The organism is Acidobacteriota bacterium (assembly GCA_028875725.1).
Classification (GTDB): Bacteria; Acidobacteriota; Thermoanaerobaculia; order Multivoradales; family Multivoraceae; genus Multivorans.
The window spans coordinates 320016-337251 of sequence record JAPPCR010000023.1 but is presented as its reverse complement, the minus strand read 5'-3'; the positions used below and the strand labels follow the sequence as shown (position 1 = coordinate 337251).

Annotated in this window: 15 protein-coding genes; 12 read left to right on the top strand and 3 right to left on the bottom strand. The window is 69.4% G+C overall.

Annotation, left to right across the window (positions count from 1 at the left end; all coding sequences use genetic code 11):
- Positions 1-74: 74 nt before the first annotated feature.
- The 6 genes from OXI49_17055 to OXI49_17030 all read left to right on the top strand — a co-directional run bounded on the left by OXI49_17055 (position 75) and on the right by OXI49_17030 (position 7105).
- Positions 75-1931: a PIG-L family deacetylase gene (locus OXI49_17055; protein MDE2692213.1), complete on the top strand. Its 1857-nt coding sequence runs from the start codon at positions 75-77 to the stop codon at positions 1929-1931.
- A gap of 22 nt (positions 1932-1953) precedes the next feature.
- Positions 1954-3231: a glycosyltransferase family 4 protein gene (locus tag OXI49_17050; protein MDE2692212.1), complete on the top strand. Its 1278-nt coding sequence runs from the start codon at positions 1954-1956 to the stop codon at positions 3229-3231.
- On the top strand, positions 3228-4571 hold the full coding sequence (locus tag OXI49_17045; protein ID MDE2692211.1) for a glycosyltransferase family 2 protein: 1344 nt from the start codon (positions 3228-3230) through the stop codon (positions 4569-4571). The genes OXI49_17050 and OXI49_17045 overlap by 4 nt, the downstream gene beginning before the upstream one ends.
- Positions 4568-5548 (top strand): glycosyltransferase family 2 protein, encoded by a 981-nt coding sequence (locus tag OXI49_17040; GenBank protein ID MDE2692210.1) that lies wholly within the window; start codon positions 4568-4570, stop codon positions 5546-5548. The genes OXI49_17045 and OXI49_17040 overlap by 4 nt, the downstream gene beginning before the upstream one ends.
- Positions 5549-5574: 26 nt before the next feature.
- Positions 5575-6465: a PEGA domain-containing protein gene (locus OXI49_17035; protein ID MDE2692209.1), complete on the top strand. Its 891-nt coding sequence runs from the start codon at positions 5575-5577 to the stop codon at positions 6463-6465.
- A gap of 61 nt (positions 6466-6526) precedes the next feature.
- Positions 6527-7105 (top strand): methylated-DNA--[protein]-cysteine S-methyltransferase, encoded by a 579-nt coding sequence (locus OXI49_17030; protein ID MDE2692208.1) that lies wholly within the window; start codon positions 6527-6529, stop codon positions 7103-7105.
- Here the strand turns inward: OXI49_17030 and OXI49_17025 are convergent.
- Genes OXI49_17025 through lptD form a run of 3 tightly spaced genes read right to left on the bottom strand, consistent with a single transcriptional unit; the run spans position 7102 to position 11275 of the window.
- Positions 7102-8043: a GDP-mannose 4,6-dehydratase gene (locus OXI49_17025; GenBank protein ID MDE2692207.1), complete on the bottom strand. Its 942-nt coding sequence runs from the start codon at positions 8041-8043 to the stop codon at positions 7102-7104. The two genes, OXI49_17030 and OXI49_17025, sit on opposite strands and share 4 nt — an antisense overlap.
- Complete coding sequence (rfbD, locus tag OXI49_17020) at positions 8040-8918, bottom strand: dTDP-4-dehydrorhamnose reductase (protein ID MDE2692206.1); 879 nt, start codon at positions 8916-8918, stop codon at positions 8040-8042. Before rfbD ends, OXI49_17025 begins: the two co-directional genes overlap by 4 nt.
- Positions 8915-11275: an LPS assembly protein LptD gene (gene lptD, locus OXI49_17015; protein ID MDE2692205.1), complete on the bottom strand. Its 2361-nt coding sequence runs from the start codon at positions 11273-11275 to the stop codon at positions 8915-8917. The genes rfbD and lptD overlap by 4 nt, the downstream gene beginning before the upstream one ends.
- Positions 11276-11428: 153 nt before the next feature.
- Between lptD and ruvX the strand changes: the two genes are divergently transcribed.
- The 6 genes from ruvX to OXI49_16985 all read left to right on the top strand — a co-directional run bounded on the left by ruvX (position 11429) and on the right by OXI49_16985 (position 17235).
- Complete coding sequence (gene ruvX, locus OXI49_17010; GenBank protein MDE2692204.1) at positions 11429-11842, top strand: Holliday junction resolvase RuvX; 414 nt, start codon at positions 11429-11431, stop codon at positions 11840-11842.
- 44 nt (positions 11843-11886) lie between these two features.
- A complete protein-coding gene (mltG, locus tag OXI49_17005) occupies positions 11887-12903 on the top strand; it encodes an endolytic transglycosylase MltG (GenBank protein ID MDE2692203.1) in 1017 nt (338 codons plus the stop codon).
- Between the two features lie 90 nt (positions 12904-12993).
- Positions 12994-13404, top strand: coding sequence for a DUF420 domain-containing protein (locus OXI49_17000; protein ID MDE2692202.1), 411 nt, complete (start codon positions 12994-12996; stop codon positions 13402-13404).
- Entirely contained in the window at positions 13401-15929 is a 2529-nt protein-coding gene (locus OXI49_16995; protein ID MDE2692201.1) for a VWA domain-containing protein, read from the top strand. Before OXI49_17000 ends, OXI49_16995 begins: the two co-directional genes overlap by 4 nt.
- Positions 15926-16627 (top strand): hypothetical protein, encoded by a 702-nt coding sequence (locus tag OXI49_16990; protein ID MDE2692200.1) that lies wholly within the window; start codon positions 15926-15928, stop codon positions 16625-16627. Before OXI49_16995 ends, OXI49_16990 begins: the two co-directional genes overlap by 4 nt.
- Before the next feature lie 59 nt (positions 16628-16686).
- Positions 16687-17235: a hypothetical protein gene (locus OXI49_16985; protein ID MDE2692199.1), complete on the top strand. Its 549-nt coding sequence runs from the start codon at positions 16687-16689 to the stop codon at positions 17233-17235.
- Position 17236 lies beyond the last annotated feature (1 nt).

The window sequence follows — 17236 nt, the reverse complement described above, 5'->3', positions numbered from 1 at the left end:
ACGTGCGAGGATTGCCGCCATGACCAGCCCGCGTGTTTGGCCGGGGTCCGTGGCCGCCGCAGGAGACCGGCCACATGCGGGCTGAACGCGAGCGGCCGCAGCCGCCGACCGTGCCGGGCTCGGTGGTCGCCCGGCGGGTTCTCGTCCTGGCGCCTCACTACGACGACGAGGTGCTCGGCTGCGGCGGGCTGCTGCTGCAGCTCGCCGCCAGCGAGGCGGAAATCGTGTGCGCCTTCCTGAGCGACGGATCGGGAGGCGCCGAAGGACCGCCGGAAGGACTGAGCGGAGAGCAGTACTCGGCGTTGCGGCGGGTCGAATCGGAGGCAGCCGCCGCGGACCTCGGCGTTGCCCGCGTCGAGCACGTCGGCCATCGTGAGAGCCTGCCGGACGGTGGCCTGGTCTCTTCGGTGGGCGAACTGACCGGGCAGATCGGGGCCTTGCTCGACGACTTCCGGCCGGATCTGGTCCTCGTCCCTTCGCCGCTCGAAGTGACTACGGATCACCAGGCCACGTTCCGAGCCCTCCACGAGGCGTTGATCGACCGCCGCATGCAAGGGGTGGATGGGAGTTCTTCGGCGGCGTTGCCGGACGACTCCTCGCTCGAGAGCCTGCCAATCCAGATCCTCTGTTACGAGGTAAACCACCCCTTCTACCCGGATCTCCTGGTGGACGTCTCCGCCGAGGTCGACGGAATCTCCGCGGCGATGTCCCACTATCGGAGCCAGCAGGAGCGGCACGACTACCTCGAATCGTGCCTTGGCCTGCGGCGCTTCCGAGCGCACAGCCTGCCGCGGGACTGCCGGTTCGTTGAGGGCTACTGCCAGTTGAAGGCCAGCGACTTCACCACCCGGAGTCCGGCCCAACTGATAGCCCATCTGGGCGGAGCGCCGGCGCTGGTCGAAGTGGATTCGCCCCGCCGGGTCTCGATCGTGGTGCGCACGTTCAACCGGCCGCGCCGGCTGGCCGAGGCTCTGGAGAGCCTGGCGCGGAGCACCTACCGTAACGTCGAGGCGGTGCTGGTGAACGACGGTGGCCGCCCGCCCGTGGTGTCGGAGGACTTCCCCTTCGCGCTGCGTCGCGTCGACCACGAGAGCAACCGAGGGCGCGCCGCGGCGGCGCAGTCCGGCGTCGAGGCGGCAACCGGAGACTGCATCGGGTTTCTTGACGACGACGACCTGTTGGCGCCGGAGCACCTGGAGAGCCTGACCGCCATGCTTCGAGGCGATGTTGACGTCGCCTACAGCGACGCCGCCGTGGTCAGCTACGAGCCGAGCGTTGACGGCTGGAGAGAGTCGAGCCGGGGCCTGCCGTACAGCCGGGACTTTGATCGCGGGATCCTCCTGCTCGACAACTACATTCCCTTTCACACGGTACTGATGACCAGGGAGGCCCTGGAGCGGGCCGGTTCGTTCGACCTCGGGCTGCCGGCGTTCGAGGACTGGGACCTGTTGATCCGGCTGTCGCGGAGGTCGACCTTCGTCCACCTGTCGCGGACGACGTGTGAGTACCGGCACTTCCTGGGTGGGAGCGACGACAGGTCGTCCGGAGGGCATGCCCTGGGCGGAGCGGCCGCCGAGCGACAGGACTTCGAGGCGTTGAAGGCCCGGGTGATGGCCAAGTACGCGGATGAACTCGAGCCGGATGTGTTGGCGGGCGCCGTGATCCGGATGCGGCGCGAAGCGGTGCTGGCGGCTGAGGCGGCGCGCGCGATGCTGCGCGAAACACGGGCGACACTGCGCGAAACGCGGGCGATGTTGCACGAGACGCGAGGGGAGCTCGAACTCGTCCAGGCCTCGAACCGGGCCCGCGGGGCGGAGGTCGAGCGTCTTCACGACCGCGAACGCGATCTCATGGCCGAGATCGAGAAGATGAAGGCCACTCGGGCCTGGCGGCTGCACGAAGCCCTGCAATCCCTGCGCGGTTCCGGGTGAGGAAGACCGCGGGAGGACGCCGGTGACTCGGGTCGGTCTGGTCTGCAGCGAGGCGCTCGGGGAGCGCGCCGCCGGCATCGGCATCCGCTACCTGGAGATGGCGCGGCGGTTGCCCGGATTCGGATTCGAGGTCGCCCTGGTTTCGCCCTGGCGCACGGGCGAGCCGCCGGACGTGCCGGCCGGGTCGGTCGCGGCGCGCCGGTTCAACTCCGCGCCGCTGCCGGAGCTGTTGAGGGACTGCGACGCGGTCGTCGCCCAGGGACAGTTGGCGAACGACGTGCTCCACCAGTTGCCCGATCTGCCCGCAGTGATCGATCTTTACGACCCCTTTCTGGTCGAGAACCTGACCCATCTCGAGACGCTGGGGCTCGACCCTTACCGGAACGATCACCGGAGCTGGGTCCACCAACTGTCCCGCGGCGACTTCTTCCTCTGTTCCTCGCCTGAGCAGCGCGCCTACTACCTCGGCTTCCTGACCGCTCTCGGACGGGTGAACCCGCATCGCTACCGGGACGATCCGTGCCTGTCCGGGCTGATCGCCGAGGCGCCGCTGGGCGTGCCGGACCCGTTGCCCGAACACCGGCCGCTGTTGCCGCCGCGCGCGGACGGCGAGCGCCGCGTGCTGTTCGGCGGGCTGTACGACTGGTACGACCCGGAGCCTCTTCTCGAGGCGTTCGCCGCCTTGTCCGAACCGAACGCGAGACTTCTGTTCGTGAGGCAGCCGCCCGGGGCCCAGGCGCCTCAGCGGCTGCTGGCGGAGGTGGAAGCGCGCAGCCGGAGGGAAGATCCGAATCGCATCGGCTTTCTCGACTGGGTGCCCTTCGAACGCCGCTACGACCTGTTGCGGGACGTCGACGCATTGGCCGCCTGCCACCGGCCGGGGCTGGAGACCGACCTGTCCCTGCGCACGCGGTTTCTCGATGCGCTCGCCGTCGGCTGCCCGGTGCTCACCACGGAGGGCGGAACCGTGCCGCGGCTGCTGCGGGAGTGGGACGCGGGGCTCGTCGTTCCCTGCGGCGACGTCGAGGCGCTCCGGGCGGGCCTCGCCGACTTGGTCGCGGGCGGCGGCAAGGTCGAAGAGCGGGCGCGCCGGGGCCGTGAGCGGACGCTGGTCGACTACTCCTGGGAGCGCACGCTGGCCCCGCTGGTGGCCTTCCTTTCGTCCGCGCACGTCGATCCGACCAAGGCCGGGTTTGCGTTCCGGCCGGAGACGGCGGCGCCGGCCGACGAACCGGGATTCCGCCTGCGGCGCTGGCTGCGGCGCCGGTTGGCTGGCTCGCTCCCGGCAGGCGGACCATGAGCGACGGGGGTTCCGGCGGAGGCGGCCATGGCCTGCGGGTAGACAGCGTCGACATCCTGGTGGTGAGCTGGAACGGCCGCCGCCACCTGGAGACGCTGCTGCCGGCGCTCGCAGCGCAGCGCGATCCCGGCGCCGTGGTTGGGATCCGGCTGTTCGACAACGGGTCGACGGACGGGACGGCGGCCTGGGTCGGCGCCGAACACCCGGAGGTCGAAGTCGTCGAGCATCCGGTCAACCTCGGCTTCTCCGCCGCGAACAACCGGCTCGCGGAGGGCAGTTCGGCCGACGCGCTGGTGCTGGTCAACAACGACACGCGGCCGCGGCCGGACTGGCTCTCCGAACTCGTCGCGGCGCTGCGGGCGTCGCCTCCGGATGTGGCCGCGCTGTCCGGCTGCATCGTCGACTGGGAGGGGGAGCGCCTGGACTTCGGACGCGGCGTCATGGCCTTCGACGGTCACGCCTTCCAGCTCGACTACGGCCGCCTCCTGGAGGAGGTGGAGATCCCGGCCGAAGGCACCGAGCTGCTCTTTCCCTGCGGCGGCAACATGATCGCGCGCCGCGACGCCTTTCGTGCGGCCGGGGGCTTCGACGAGAGCTACTTCGCGTACCTCGAGGACGTCGATCTCGGGTGGCGGTTCTGGTCGGGGGGCGAACGGGTGCTGTCGGCGCCGCGGGCCGTCGTCCACCACCGTTCGAAGGCGACGAGCGATCTGCTGGGCAACGCCAACCGGGGCCTGCTGTTCGAGCGCAACGCCTACTTCACCGCCTTCAAGAACTACGACGCCGAGCTTTGGCCGCAACTAATGCCGGCGGTCCAGTTGACGCTGCTCGCCCGTACGCAGCACCTGCTCACCCGCTGCAATCCGAACGGCGACGTACTGGCGCTCGATCCCTTCCCCACGGCTGGGGAGGCGAGCGAGGCTGTCTCCGGCGACCGGAGCGCGGCGCCGCGGACCAACCCGGGCGCGGCTCCGCGCGGTCTCTGGCAGCGGGCGCGCGACGTCGTTGCCCTGCGGACCCGCCTGAGAAGGCTCGCCCGCCGTCTTGGCGGCGTGCCCGCCGGGGCACCGGCCGTCGTCGATGACCAGACCGTGGCTCAGGTGCGGGCGCTGTCGGCGATCGTCCGCGGCCTGGACGGCGCCTCGGAGCGGCGGCGTCAGGTGCAGGCCCGGCGGCGGCGGTCCGACCGCGAGATCCTGGAGCGCTTTCCGCTGTACGTGGTGCCGACCTATCCCGGCGACGAAGAGCTGTTCGCTAGCGCAGGCTTCGAGTCCCTGTGGCCGGAGGACCTGACGCCGCTTCGCCGGCTGCTGGACGACGTGATGGAGGTGGAGCGGTGACCGGGTCGCCGGACTGGAGCATCGTGATACCGACGTTCGACCGCTTGCCGGCCCTGGAGGAAGTCCTTGAGGCCCTGGACGACCAGGACGGGCCGGGATTCGAGATCCTCGTGGTCAACGACGGCAGCACGGACGGAACCGGGTCCTGGCTCGATGAACGCGCCGCGGGAAGGAACGCCTGTGAGCCGGAGTTGCGGATCCTTCATCAGGAGAACCAGGGACCCGCCGTGGCCCGAAACCGCGGTGTCGCGGCGGCCCGCGGCCGTTGGGTGGCCTTCCTCGGGGACGACACCGTCCCCGCTTCGGGATGGTTGGCGGCGCACCACCACGCCCAGGAGGAGCCGCTGGCGCGGTCGATTCGCGAGGAGGGCGGTTGCGTCGGCGTCATCGGACGAACCGACTGGCACCCGCGCATGCGGCGTACGCCCTTCCTCGACTACATCAACGAGAACGGGCTGCAATTCGGCTTCGCCCTGATCGAGAACGAGGACGACGTGCCGTTCAACTTCTTCTACACGTCGAACCTCTCGATCGACCGCGAGGCGATGGCGGCGGAACCCTTCGACGCGGCGTTTCCGTTCGCCGCCTGGGAGGACATCGAAGCCGGATACCGCCTGGCCGCACGCGGCTTGCGCCTCCTGTACCGGCCGGATGCCCGCGTCGCTCACGACCATCCGACCGGTCTTCGGCGGTTCGCGAAGCGGCAGTACCGCGCCGGGTATTCCGCGGTGGTCTTCTTCCGGCGGCATGAACAGCTCGGCCCCTTCCTGGGGTTCCGCGACGGCGAGCCGCCTCCGGTCGGCGGCCTTCGCGGTCGGGCTGGCCAGTGGCTGCAGGAACGATTGGCGCGGACGTTGCAGGGACTACCTGTCAGGTTGCCCCGGCTGTGGGAGAACACGATGCGATATCACTATCTGGAAGGTCTCAGAAACGGCTGGTCCGACGGCGTCGGCCTGGACCGGGGAGGTGTGTCGTGAGTTCGAAGGCACATGCGGTGAGTCGGATGGTCCTGCCCCTGGCCGCTCTGCTGGGCCTCGGCCTGGCGGGCGGCGCGGAAGCCGCCGCCGGCGGACATGCCGGTACGGTGCCGGTCGTTCGAACCCTCGCGGTTCAGGCCCCCGTCGCGGTCGAGGCTGGCGATCGGGGTCGGCGCGGGGGCGGCGACCGCAAGGGCCGTCGTTCCCGGACCTACGTGCGACCGTACTACGGGTCGTTCGGCTGGTACGGCGGTTTCGGTTCCTTCTGGCCCTACGCCTGGTCGCCGTACTACTACGGCTACGGACCCTACGGCTGGGGCGCGGGACCGGTCGGCTATGCGGACGCCGGTGCGCTCGACATCAACACCCGGCCCAAGAAGGCCTCGGTCTACGTCGACGGCGAACTGGTCGGGCGGGCCGACGGCTTCGACGGCTTCCCGCGCTACCTCTGGTTGCGCGACGGCAGCTACCGGATCGCGATCTTCATGGAGGGCTACGAGACCCTCGAGCGCCGGATCCGCGTGCAACCGGGTGTGGTCATCCGGATCGACGAGGATCTCGTCCCGGGGACCGCGGAACGGCCGCGGCCCGCGCCGCCGAGGCCGGCCCGGGCGCCCGCGGCGCCGGAGGGCGAGTCGTGGAGGGTCGAGAACCGCGGCCGTCCGATCGAGCAGGACCAGCGGCAGGACCCGGCCCGGCTGCGGGTGGAGGTCGAACCCGCCGACGCCGTCGTCTACCTGGACGGCCGTCTGCTGGGGAGCGGCGCGGATCTGGCGAGTCTCCACTCGGCGCTGATCGTCGATGCAGGCGCCCACCGGCTGGAGGTGACGCGTCCCGGCTACGTAGCCGAAGTACGGGCGTTCGAAGCCGCGCGGGGAGAGGACGTGGCCCTGCGCATCGTGCTCCGGGAGGAGTGAACTCCTGCCGGGAGAAGTGAACCTTCGCTTCGCGTCGACATAGAAAAGTAGCCATGCTACCATGACTCCCGTGGTGCATGAACTCGCGAGCCGTGCCGGGGCGCGCGCCGGTGCGCCCGCCTGGCCCGCGCCGCGCGGCGCCGAGCCCTTGCGAGTGCTGGTTGCCTCGCCGCTCGGTTCTCTGGGGCTGGAGTTCATCGGTCGGCTGATCACCCGGTTGGTCATCGCGCCGAAGGGCGCCGAGAAGGCGCTGTTCACTTCCCTGGGGTCGGTGGAGACAACCGACTTCGTGGACGAGGCTCTGGGCCGCCTGTCGGAGTACTTCGCCGGCGCGCGGCGGAACCTCGATCTGCCTTACGACCTCGATCGGACCGGGATCGATGCCCTGTCCCGGCGCATCTTCGAGGAGACGGCCCGGATTCCCTACGGGACTACGCGCACGTACCGCAACGTGGCCACCTCATCGGGTCAGGCGGGTGCCTACCGCCTGATCCGTTCCAGGCTGATGGCCAACCCGTTGCCGATCCTCGTTCCGTGCCACCGGGTGGTGCCGCGCCGGAGCGGTCCCGGGTCCTACATCGGCGGGGAGAAGCGCAAGGCGCACCTGCTCGCCCTGGAACGCAAGCACGCCGAGGACTAGGGGAGCCTGCGGCGGGCGTCCTCCCAGATCGCCTCCAGGGCCTGATCGAAGCTGCGTTTCGGGCGCCAGCCCAGAGCGCGCAGGCGGCTGGCGTCGCCGCACATCACGGGAACGTCCGCGGGTCTGATGCGGTCCGGGTCCTGCCGGATCTCGACCTCCAGGCCGCTCAGCCGGATGAGTCGTGTGAGTGCCGCCTCGAGTTCGATCGCCTCCCCCCGGGCGACGTTGTAGACGTTTCCCGGTTCGCCGCGCTCGACCAGGAGCGTGTAGGCATCGGCGCCGTCGTCGACATGAACGAAGTCCCGCCGCGGGGTCAGATTGCCTACGTGAAGCACGGGTTCCTCGCGGCCCGCTCCGATCGCCGCGAGCTGGGTTGCGAACGACGGGAGCGCGAAGTTGGCGCCCTGTCCGGGCCCGATCAGGTTGAAGGAACGGACCACGATGGCTCCCAGGGGAAGGCTCAGTCGTTCGGCCGCGGCCTTCGTCACCGCGTATGGCGAGCCCGGTTCGAGGCCGCGGGTCTCGCGCACCGGCAGTTCCGCTTCCGGCACCGGACCATAAACCTCGGCGCTCGAGGCGACGACCAGGCGGCACGTTGCGGACAGGTCACGTGCCGCGGAGACGATGTTCCCGGAGCCCTCGACGTTGACCCGGTAGTAGTCGTCGATTCGCCGCCAGGAGGCCTGTACGTCGGACAGGCCCGCCAGGTGGACGACCGCATCCGGCGCCGTATCCCTGAACACGCGGTCGACCGTGTCGCGATCGCGGATGTCGAGGGCGACCTGCTCGACCGGGACGCGAGCGCCGGTGTCGTCGTCGTTGGAGATGGCCATCCCCGGGGCATGGCAGGCGATGACGGCGGCCCCCCGTGAGACCAGTCGCGGTACCAGGCGGCCGCCGACGAACCCCTCGGCGCCGGTGACCAGGACGCGCGTCACGCTTCCGCCTTCCCCTGTCCGAGTCGCTCGAAGTAGTCGTCGAGGCCTGACGTCCACTCTTCGACCCGCCGATTGGTGATGGACTCGAAGCGGGCCACATCAAGCACCGAGTAGGCCGGCCGGACGGCGGGACGGGGCAGGTCGGCGGTCGCGATCGGCTCCACCTCGGCGTTCAGGCCGAGGGCATCGACGATGGCGATCGCGAAGTCGTGCCAGGAGGTGGCGGGTACGTTGCAGTAGTGGACGATGCCGGCGGCGCCGGCCGCGTGAAGATCGACGAGAGCGCGGGCGAGGTAGGGCGCGTAGGTCGGGCAGCCGATCTGGTCGGAGACGACCCGGAGCGGCTCGCCGCGGCGGAGGCTGGCGGCGATCGCGGAGACGAAGTTCCTGCCCTCCGGCCCGAACACCCAGCTCGTGCGGACCACGAGTCCGCCCGCGTCGGCCACGGCCTGCTCGGCGTCGAGCTTCGAGCGTCCGTAGGCGGTGCCGGGCGCCGTCGGGTCGTCTTCGCGGTAGGGCCTCCGGCCGCGGCCGTCGAACACGTAGTCGGTCGAGACGTGGATCAGGCGGCAGGTCCGCGGGAGGGCGGCCGCCAGCCGGGCGGGTGCCCTGCCGTTGATCTCCAGCGCGGCCTCGGGATCGGTCTCGCAGCCGTCGACGTCGGTGCAGGCGGCGCAGTTGTAGACGGCGGCGGCGCCGAAGCGGGCGGCCAGCGCCATGATCGCTTCCGTGTCGGTGAGGTCCGCGCGCCGCCGGTCGGCGGCGAGCGCGTCGATGCCTCGCCGCCGGAGTTCGTCGGCGACCTCCCTTCCGAGTTGACCCGCGGCGCCGAGCACCACGGCCCGCCCGCCGGCGCCGGAGGCGTCGAGGGTCACAACGCTTCGCTCTGGCCGCCGGTGATGTCGAAGAAGGCGCCGACGCTCTTCAGCGTCACCAGCAGCCGGTACTGTGTGTCGCGGCGGAGCGCGGTGCGGAAGTCGGCCACCTCGAATCGCAGGCCGTAGCAGCAGGCCTTGAAGTCGAGGATGTGACGCTGGATCTGCAGGAGCTTCCGTTCGATGTCGTAGCTCACCATGCTGTTCACCCGCAGCTTGTTCGGGATCAGGTCGAGACCGGTCGAAACCTGGACGTGGTGGCGGCGCGTCCGGTCGAGTTCCGCGTTGCGGCGGACCGCCCAGCGGAGGCCGACCGAACCGGTCGCGCCGACGCCCAGCGTCGCGGAAACGCTGGTGGAGGAAACCTGAGAAAAGAGCGTGTCGTAGAGCGCGTCGAAGCGGAGGCCCGTACGCCGGGACGGATTGAACCGGAGCAGGGTTCCGATCGGACCGTTCGGGCTCGTGAGCGAACGATCCGCGGAGCGCAGCAGGGCCTTCTCGCTGTCGAGCGAGAAGTCCCGGAAGAACTGGACCGACAGGATCTCGAAGGCGCCGCCTTGCTCTGGATCGGCGGGTTTGGCCAGCAGGCGGTTGTAGATACTGGCGCGGGCGACGTTCCGGCCGCGGAGGTTGTCAATCTCGTCGAAGAGCGGAATGCGAAAGCGTTCGTCGTAGTCCTCGAAGTAGCCGTAGGCGATTCGGGGTTCGATGACGTGCTTGAGTCTGGAGAAGCGCCCTCCCTCGCCCAGTTCGAAGATGCGCGAGAAACCGGGGCCGACGATCTCGGCGCGCGCCGTCGGCACCACGCGCATCAGGTCTTCTCCCCGAAAGTCCGTGGTGGTCATCGTCTCCCGACGTTCCTGGGCGCTGATCAGGCTGTCTTCGTACCAGGTCAGGTGTCCGCCCGCGGTAAGCGACAGTGAGAACCAGCTCGCCAGCGGAATCGGGACGCTGATCTCCGGCTCGAGATGGGCGCGTCCGTAGCGGCCGATGCGTCGCGCCGACCGGTTCGTGTCGAGGTAGTGGAGCGAGCTCTTCACCTGGAAGTAGAGAGGCGAACGTCCCAGTCGCGTGGAGCGGAGCTTGTACTCGATCTCGGGAAGCTGGCGGAGCTGGACCTCGCGACTGGCTGAAATGAAGGTCTTGCGCTGATCGAGCTGGACGTTGAGCGACTGGCTACCCCAGTTTCGCGAAGCGAAGGCCGTCGAGTAGAGCTGACGCAGACTGTTGCGGTCGACCCGGCGTTCGAAGTCGCGGAAGAAATCGAAGTCGGACACGTCCTCGAAGCGGATGACGCCGCGGAAGCCTCCGGGAAGATCCCGCGACTGGTGATTCCAGCGCATACGCCAGCGGCGCTCGCCGCGTTCCGTGTCGTCGATCAGGTAGCCGTCGAACTCGCCCGCCGTCCCTTCGGTCGGCCGGTAGCGGAACTCGGTACCGAGCCCCCAGAAGGGCTCCGTGGAGAAGGCCTGAGTGCTGCCGCTCGGGGCGCCGGCGTAGAGATCGACGTTGAAGGTCGCGTCGTAGCTCCTGTTGATCGCCCAGTAGTAGGCGAGGCCGAGCGATGGGCCGCGCCTGGTGGAGAAACCCGGCTTCGGCGTCAGGAACCCGCTCACCCTGGAACTCTGGACCGGCCACAGCATGTAGGGCAGGTAGACGAGCGGCACCTTCCTGGTCCGGAAGGAGACGCCGCGCGTCTTCGCGTAGCCGTTGGCGTTCACGTCGACCCGTTTCGCGCGGAAGCTCCAGTCCGGCGCCCGGCCGTCGTCCTCGACTTCGCAGGCCGTGAACTGGGCGTCGAGGATCGTGAAGCGGTCCTCGCTCAGCATGTGGACCGCCGCGCCGGTGAAGAAGTAGTCGGTCCCGATGTTGCCGTCCGCGTCGAAGATCGAGGCCGTTTCGGCCGCCACGTCGAATTCGAGTCGCGAACCCCGCAGCACTTCGTTGCCTCGCATCAGGACAACCGGCCCCTCGGCCTCAAAGCGTTCGTTCGCGTGGTCGTACACCGCCCGGTCGCCGGAGACCTGGTAGTCGCGGAGCCGGATCCAGAATCCGTTCGACAGCGTGTGCTGCTCCTCGAACGTGCCTTCCATGGCGCCGGCCCAACCTTCCACCCGTCCAGGGCCGGACTCGTCCTCGACCGCGAAGCTGAAGGTGTTGGCGCCGGGAGGCGGTGGCGGACCAGTATCGGCGGGTTCCTCCTCCACAACTTCTCGTGCGTCGGGGGCGGGTTCTTCGACCGCGGCCGTAGCGTCTTCGGGGGTCGCCTGGGCGGTTTCTGGCTCCTGAGCCACGGCGGCGGCCGTGATGGTCAGGGCCAGCAACAGGGCAGCGACCGGTTGGTCAGCGCTAGACATCTCGGCTATGGACCACTGTCAGGATCGCGATGACGGCTCTGCCATCCGGGACGCCCTGCGCATGGTGGTGATGGTAGCAATTGCCGGGCCAACTCCAGACATCGGTCCCGGTCGGTTGACAGTCCCGCTGGCCCGTTTCAGAGTGATCGCGCTGTGCGTCTTCTCGGCATCGATCTCGGCGAGAAACGCGTCGGGGTGGCGACGGGGGATTCGCATGTGGGGATCGCGGTGCCGCACTCGACGATCCGGCGCACCGGGGACCGGCAGCTGATCGCGGAGCTAAGGGCGCTGGCGGCCGATTCCGAAGCCGAGGTACTCGTGGTCGGCGAGCCGCGGAGGCTGGACGGCTCCGTCGGGCCGGCGGCCGAGCGCGCCCGCGCCTTCGCCCGGAAGCTGGGCGAGGCCTGCGATCTGCCGGTGCGAACCGTGAACGAGTCCCTGACCTCGGTGGAGGCGGAGCGCCGGCTGCGGGCGGCGGGTGTCGATCCGCGGCGGCACCCGGAGCGGGTCGACGCGGTGGCGGCTCAGATCCTCCTCGAGGAGGAGCTGGGCCGGGAGACGGTGTGAAGCGGAGGACGCCGCCGCGACGTCGCCGCAGGCGGCGTCTGCTTTTGTGGCTCGCGGTCGGCGCGGTTGCTGCGCTGGCGGCCCTTGCCGCCGCGGCGGCCGGTCTTGTCGCCTGGGCGGAACGGGAAGTCGAGCGGCCGCTGGGTTCGGGCAACGTGGAGTTGGCTATCGAGCGCGGTGCTCCCCTGGTGTCGATCCTCGACCAGTTGTCCGCGGCAGGGGTCATCGGCGATCCGCTGCTGGCGCGTCTCTACCTCGACTACCGGCGTCCCGACGACGTGTTGCAGGCCGGCGAGTACCGCTTCGAGCAGCCGATGAGCACGGTGGCGGCGCTCGACCGGGTGATTCGGGGCGATGTCGTGACCTACCCGGTGACCGTGATCGAGGGCCTGACGCTACAGGAAACGGCGGAGCACCTGGCCTCAGAGGGCTTCGGAGAGCTGGACGCGTTCCTCGCGGCGATGTCCTTGCCTGGCCTGATCGCCGATCTCGATCCGGCCGCCGAATCCCTGGAGGGCTATCTGTTCCCGGACACCTACGCTTTCCCGCGAGACACCGGCGAAACCGAGATCGTGGAGGCCATGGTCCGCAACTTCCGCCGCCGCGTCGAGGGTCACCTGGACGCCGCTGCCGACCATGGTCTCGATCCGCGGGGCCTCGTGACGCTGGCGAGCATCGTCGAGAAAGAGGCCGGCGCGATCGAGGAGCGCCCTCTGGTCTCGGCCGTCTTCCACAACCGCCTCGATCGCGGCATCGGCCTCTACGCCGACCCGACGATCATCTATGCGCTGAAGATGGCCGGCACCTGGGACGGCAACCTGCGCCGGCGCGACCTCGAGCTCGACTCGCCCTACAACACCTATGTCCATCCGGGCCTCCCGCCAGGCCCGATCTGCTCACCCGGTGAGCACAGCCTCCGCGCCGCGGCGGAGCCGGCCGACGTCTCCTATCTCTACTTCGTCAGCCGCAACGACGGCACCCACGTCTTTGCCGAGACCCTCGCCGAGCACAACCGCAACGTCGCCCGCTGGCAGGTCCGGTACTGGAGGGAGCGCCGCTAGGCGGGTCGTCGACAAGGCACCCAGTCTCCGGCGCGTCGGTTCCCAGTCCGGCACAACCTGTGCATCGCACCCGGCTAAGCTCCATGCCCGATGCACCTGCCGACTCTCAACGCCATCCTCAACGCCACCGCGGCGACGCTGCTGGTCATCGGCTACGTGCTGATCCGGCGTGGCAACCGGGAGCGGCACAAGCAGGTCATGCTGTCGGCGCTCGGGTGTTCGGCGGCGTTCCTGATCTCCTATCTCTACTACCACTACCAGGTCGGCTCGGTTCACTTCGAGGGCGAAGGGACCGTGCGGACCGTCTATCTCGGCATTCTGCTGACCCATACGGTGCTTGCGGCGGCGGTGCCGCCGCTGGCGATCATCACGGTCGTCCTGGGTCTTCGGGGCCGGTACGAACGGCACAGGAAGATCGCCCGCGTGACGCTGCCGATCTGGCTCTACGTGTCGGTGACCGGGGTCGTCGTGTACTGGATGCTGTATCGCATGTCGTGGTGACGTTCGCGGCAAACCATGTGCGCGTCGGCGTGCTGCTCCTGGCGGCAGGCCTCCTCGCGGCGCCTGCCGCCGCCCAGGAACCCGAGTGGCGGCTCGCCGAGTGGACCAGCGATGAGCGGGAGTTCTTTCTCGACGGGCCCCAGTTCCTGCTCGCGCCGGCCGAACTGGAGCGAGTGCGGAATCTGGATCCGCTGACCCGCTTGGAGTACATCGACACCTTCCTGGACCGCGCCAGGGTGGCCGAGGCGGTCGAGCATCGGCGGCAGCGGGTGCGCATGGCCGGTCTGCCCTTCTTCGATGTCCGCGCCCGGTTGCTGTTCCTCCACGGCGAGCCGGACGCCATCGACCCGGTCGACTGCGACCAGACCTTCCGGCCGCTCCAGCTCTGGCGCTACGGGCCGGAGGACGGCGAGCACACGAATCTCGTCATCTACCAGCCGAAGCCGGCCGAGGTTTTCCGGCTGTGGTTGCCGGAGGACACCAAGCGCGCCCTCTACATGCCGGAGATGGAGTACTTCCTCGAACAGTACGAGGAACTCCGCGGCCTGCTGCGGGCCCGCCGCTTCGATCTGCAGGTCTGCGAGAAGGCACGCCGGGTCGACGAGATCACGGGTATCCGCGGCCTGTTCGGCTTCCGCCGCGACCGCCGCAGCGACGAGGACTTCCTGGCCTGGGTGGCGCCGCCCGCGGATGTCGAGGCGTGGGCGGGAGAGGCCGCAGTCGATGTCGTGCCCGGGCCGGCGCCGCTGGAACTGGAGGATCCGATCCTCACCTTTCCAGAGGAGCGGGGGCAGCGGATCGTGACGCGGATTCTCCTCTCGCTGCCCCCGGGCGCTCCGGTCGAGCCCTTCGTCGACGACGCCGGCAGGCAGCAGACGCGGATCAACGTGGAGGGCATGGTCGAACTGCCGGGCCGGGTCTTCGACACCTTCAAGATGCGCTTCGTCGGCGGCGCGCCGGAACCGGACCGCTCTCTGGCGCTGCCGGTAGAGCAGCTCTTCCGGCCGGGTTCGGTCTTCCTGCTCCGACTCTTCGTCCGTGACGAGGTCGGCGGCGCGGCGGCCTTCACCTCGGTGCCGGTCGAAGTGCCGCTGATGCCGACGGCCGCCCCCGCGGAACCGGAGGACCAGTTGCGGCTGGTCATGGCGAGCGAGGATCTGCCGGAGACCGTCCTCGACGCGCGGAACGCGATCATGCTGGTGCCGCCCGAGAGCGAGGTGGTGCTCGGTCTCTGGCGGGCCGATACGCTGATCACGGGCGAGAACATCGTCGCCGTGCGCTTTCTGGTCGACGGCAGGGTCCAGGTGACCCGCCGCCGGCCGCCGTTCACCGCCGAGGTCCGGCTGGCCAAGTACCCGGAGGAACAGGTGGTCCGCGTCGAGGGCCTGAACGCGGAGCGCGAGGTGGTGGACGCCGACGAGATCGTGCTGAACCAGCAGCGGGGCGAACTCCGCGTGACGATCAACGAACCGCGCCGGGGCGCCCGCGTCTCGGGCAGCGTGGAGGCGTCGGCGACGATCGTCGTGCCCGAGGAGCGCATTGTCGAGGAAGTCGAGTTCAGCGTCGGCGGGGAGGTTCAGACCGTCCTGAGCCAGCCGCCCTGGCGGGCCGAGGTCGAAGTGCCCCCCGGGACGGGCGAGCAGGATCTCGTTTACCTGACGGTCGCGGCGACGCTCGACGACGGAAGCCGCGCAGAGGATGTCCGCTTCCTGAACGCGCCCGCCTTCACCGAGTCGCTGGAGGTCGATCTCGTCGAGCTCTACACCACGGTGGTGGACGGTCAGAACCGGCCGGTGACCAGCCTGGCCGAGAGCGACTTCACCGTCTTCGAGGACAAGCGGCGCCAGGAACTCGCGAAGTTCGAGCTGGTCGAGGACCTGCCGCTCACCCTGGGGGTGGTGATCGACACCTCGGGCTCGATGGAGACGTCCCTGGGCGAGGCGCGTCGGACCGCCTCGCAGTTCCTGACGAACATGATCACGCCGCGAGACCGGTCCTTCGCCGTGGCGTTCGCCTCGCGGCCGGCGTTGTTGATCGGGCGGACCTCGGACGTCAGCGCGGTGGCCTCGGTGATTCAGAGACTGCGGGCCGCGGGCGCCACGGCCCTGCACGACGCGGTGATCACCAGCCTCTACTACTTCCGGGGCGTTCGGGGCCGCCGCGCGCTCGTGCTCCTGTCGGACGGGGAGGACACCTCGAGCACGGTCGAGTTCCGGGACGTCGAGGAGTACGCGCGGCGCTCGGGCGTCGCGATCTACACGATCGGCCTCGGCGTCGGCCGCACCCAGATGATCCTGCGCAACAAGCTGAACGATCTGGCCAAGGCCACCGGAGGGCGCTCGTTCTTCATCTCCAAGGCCGAGGACCTCGCGCCGGTCTACGACGACATCGAACGCGAACTGCGCTCCCAGTACCTGCTCGCCTACACCTCCGACCGTGGCGGCGAAAGCGACGAGTACCGCGAGGTCGAAGTGCGCGTGAAGGGGCGCCTCAAGGCGCGGACGATCAGCGGCTACTACCCGTGACCGGGCGCGCTGGCCGCCGGCGGCTCGCGATCGCCATTCGCGCCAGCGCGTGGAACGCGCTTGCGCTGCTGCTCGCCGTCTCCGCGCCGGTCGCGGCACAGGACAAGGACGGCGTGCGGACGGTCTCGTTCGAGCGGCTGAACCGGGTCTACGAGCAGTTGATCGAGGACCTCTCCCTCATCCGGATCGGCCCGGCCGAGGTGGCCCTGCGCTCTCCCGAGCACTCCCTGACCGTCAGTCGCCACGCGGCGACGCTTGCCGCCGGCGGCGACGGCGTCTTCGAGGCCGAGCTCGAGCTGGACATCTCCGGTTCGGGACGGATCGCTGCGGACGTGGTCATCGGCAGCCTGGAGAGCCAGTTGACCCAGGAACTCGTCGTACCTGCCCAGACATTGCGTCTGGAGGGCGCGATCGCCATCCGGCGCGGCGACGAGGGCTACTGGATTCGCACGGAACGCATGCCGGCGACGACCCAGGTGCGGATCGAGAGCGAGCTCGGCACCCAGCTCTTCACGGTCTGCCGGCAGATGGCCCTGGTCCTGGTCAGTCTGGACTGCGAAGCGATCGAGCGCGCCGTCACCCTGATCAACGTTCCGCTGCCCGAGGCGGGCGACGAGTACCTGATCGCCCTGGAGGACACGACCCCGGAAGAAAGAGGGGAACTCGACCGGTTTCTGCGCCAGAGCCGGGAGCCCTGAACGACCGGCATCCGGTAGGATTCGCGCCGCTTGGCCGCTACGGCTGACCAGGAGTACCCATGGCTACCCGTCGGATGATCTCGCGCCTCTTCTACTTCACGATCGAAGACGAGGGCATCCTCGCCGAGTCGTTCGGGGGGCTGGACTCGGACACCTTCGCGATCGCCTACAAGGTCGAGGACACGGACGATGTCTTCGTCATGACCAGCGAGACGCGGGACGCGCTGGACCGGTCGGACGTGCCGTACAACCTGCTCGCCGAGGAGGACGGTTCGAAGATCGCCCTCTTCCACTCCCCGCTCTCGCGCGAGGAGCTGTCGGACTTCGAGGAGCCCCTGAAGGCGCTCGCGTTGGCGTACCGGGCGATCGCCATGGCCTGCGTCGGCGTGAACGGCGAATCGGATCTCGGCTTCGACCTGAGCGAGGGGATGCGCAACTACACCTACTTCACCGCGCCGGCCGGCCACACCTTCATCTGGCGGCTGTTCACGCACCGCGACGAGGCGCGCCAGTTCCTGGACAAGCTGACGATCGGCGACAAGAACGCCCTGGAGTGGGCCGAGGCGATTCCGATGGAATCCATGGCCGAACTCACCGGCTTTCACTGAG

Coding starts and splice junctions, on each gene's coding strand:
- OXI49_17055 (MDE2692213.1), top strand. CDS start 75: ATGCGGGCTGAACGCGAGCGGCCGCAGCCGCCGACCGTGCCGGGCTCG.
- OXI49_17045 (MDE2692211.1), top strand. CDS start 3,228: ATGAGCGACGGGGGTTCCGGCGGAGGCGGCCATGGCCTGCGGGTAGAC.
- OXI49_17035 (MDE2692209.1), top strand. CDS start 5,575: ATGGTCCTGCCCCTGGCCGCTCTGCTGGGCCTCGGCCTGGCGGGCGGC.
- OXI49_17030 (MDE2692208.1), top strand. CDS start 6,527: ATGACTCCCGTGGTGCATGAACTCGCGAGCCGTGCCGGGGCGCGCGCC.
- lptD (MDE2692205.1), bottom strand. CDS start 11,275: ATGTCTAGCGCTGACCAACCGGTCGCTGCCCTGTTGCTGGCCCTGACC.
- OXI49_17000 (MDE2692202.1), top strand. CDS start 12,994: ATGCACCTGCCGACTCTCAACGCCATCCTCAACGCCACCGCGGCGACG.
- OXI49_16985 (MDE2692199.1), top strand. CDS start 16,687: ATGGCTACCCGTCGGATGATCTCGCGCCTCTTCTACTTCACGATCGAA.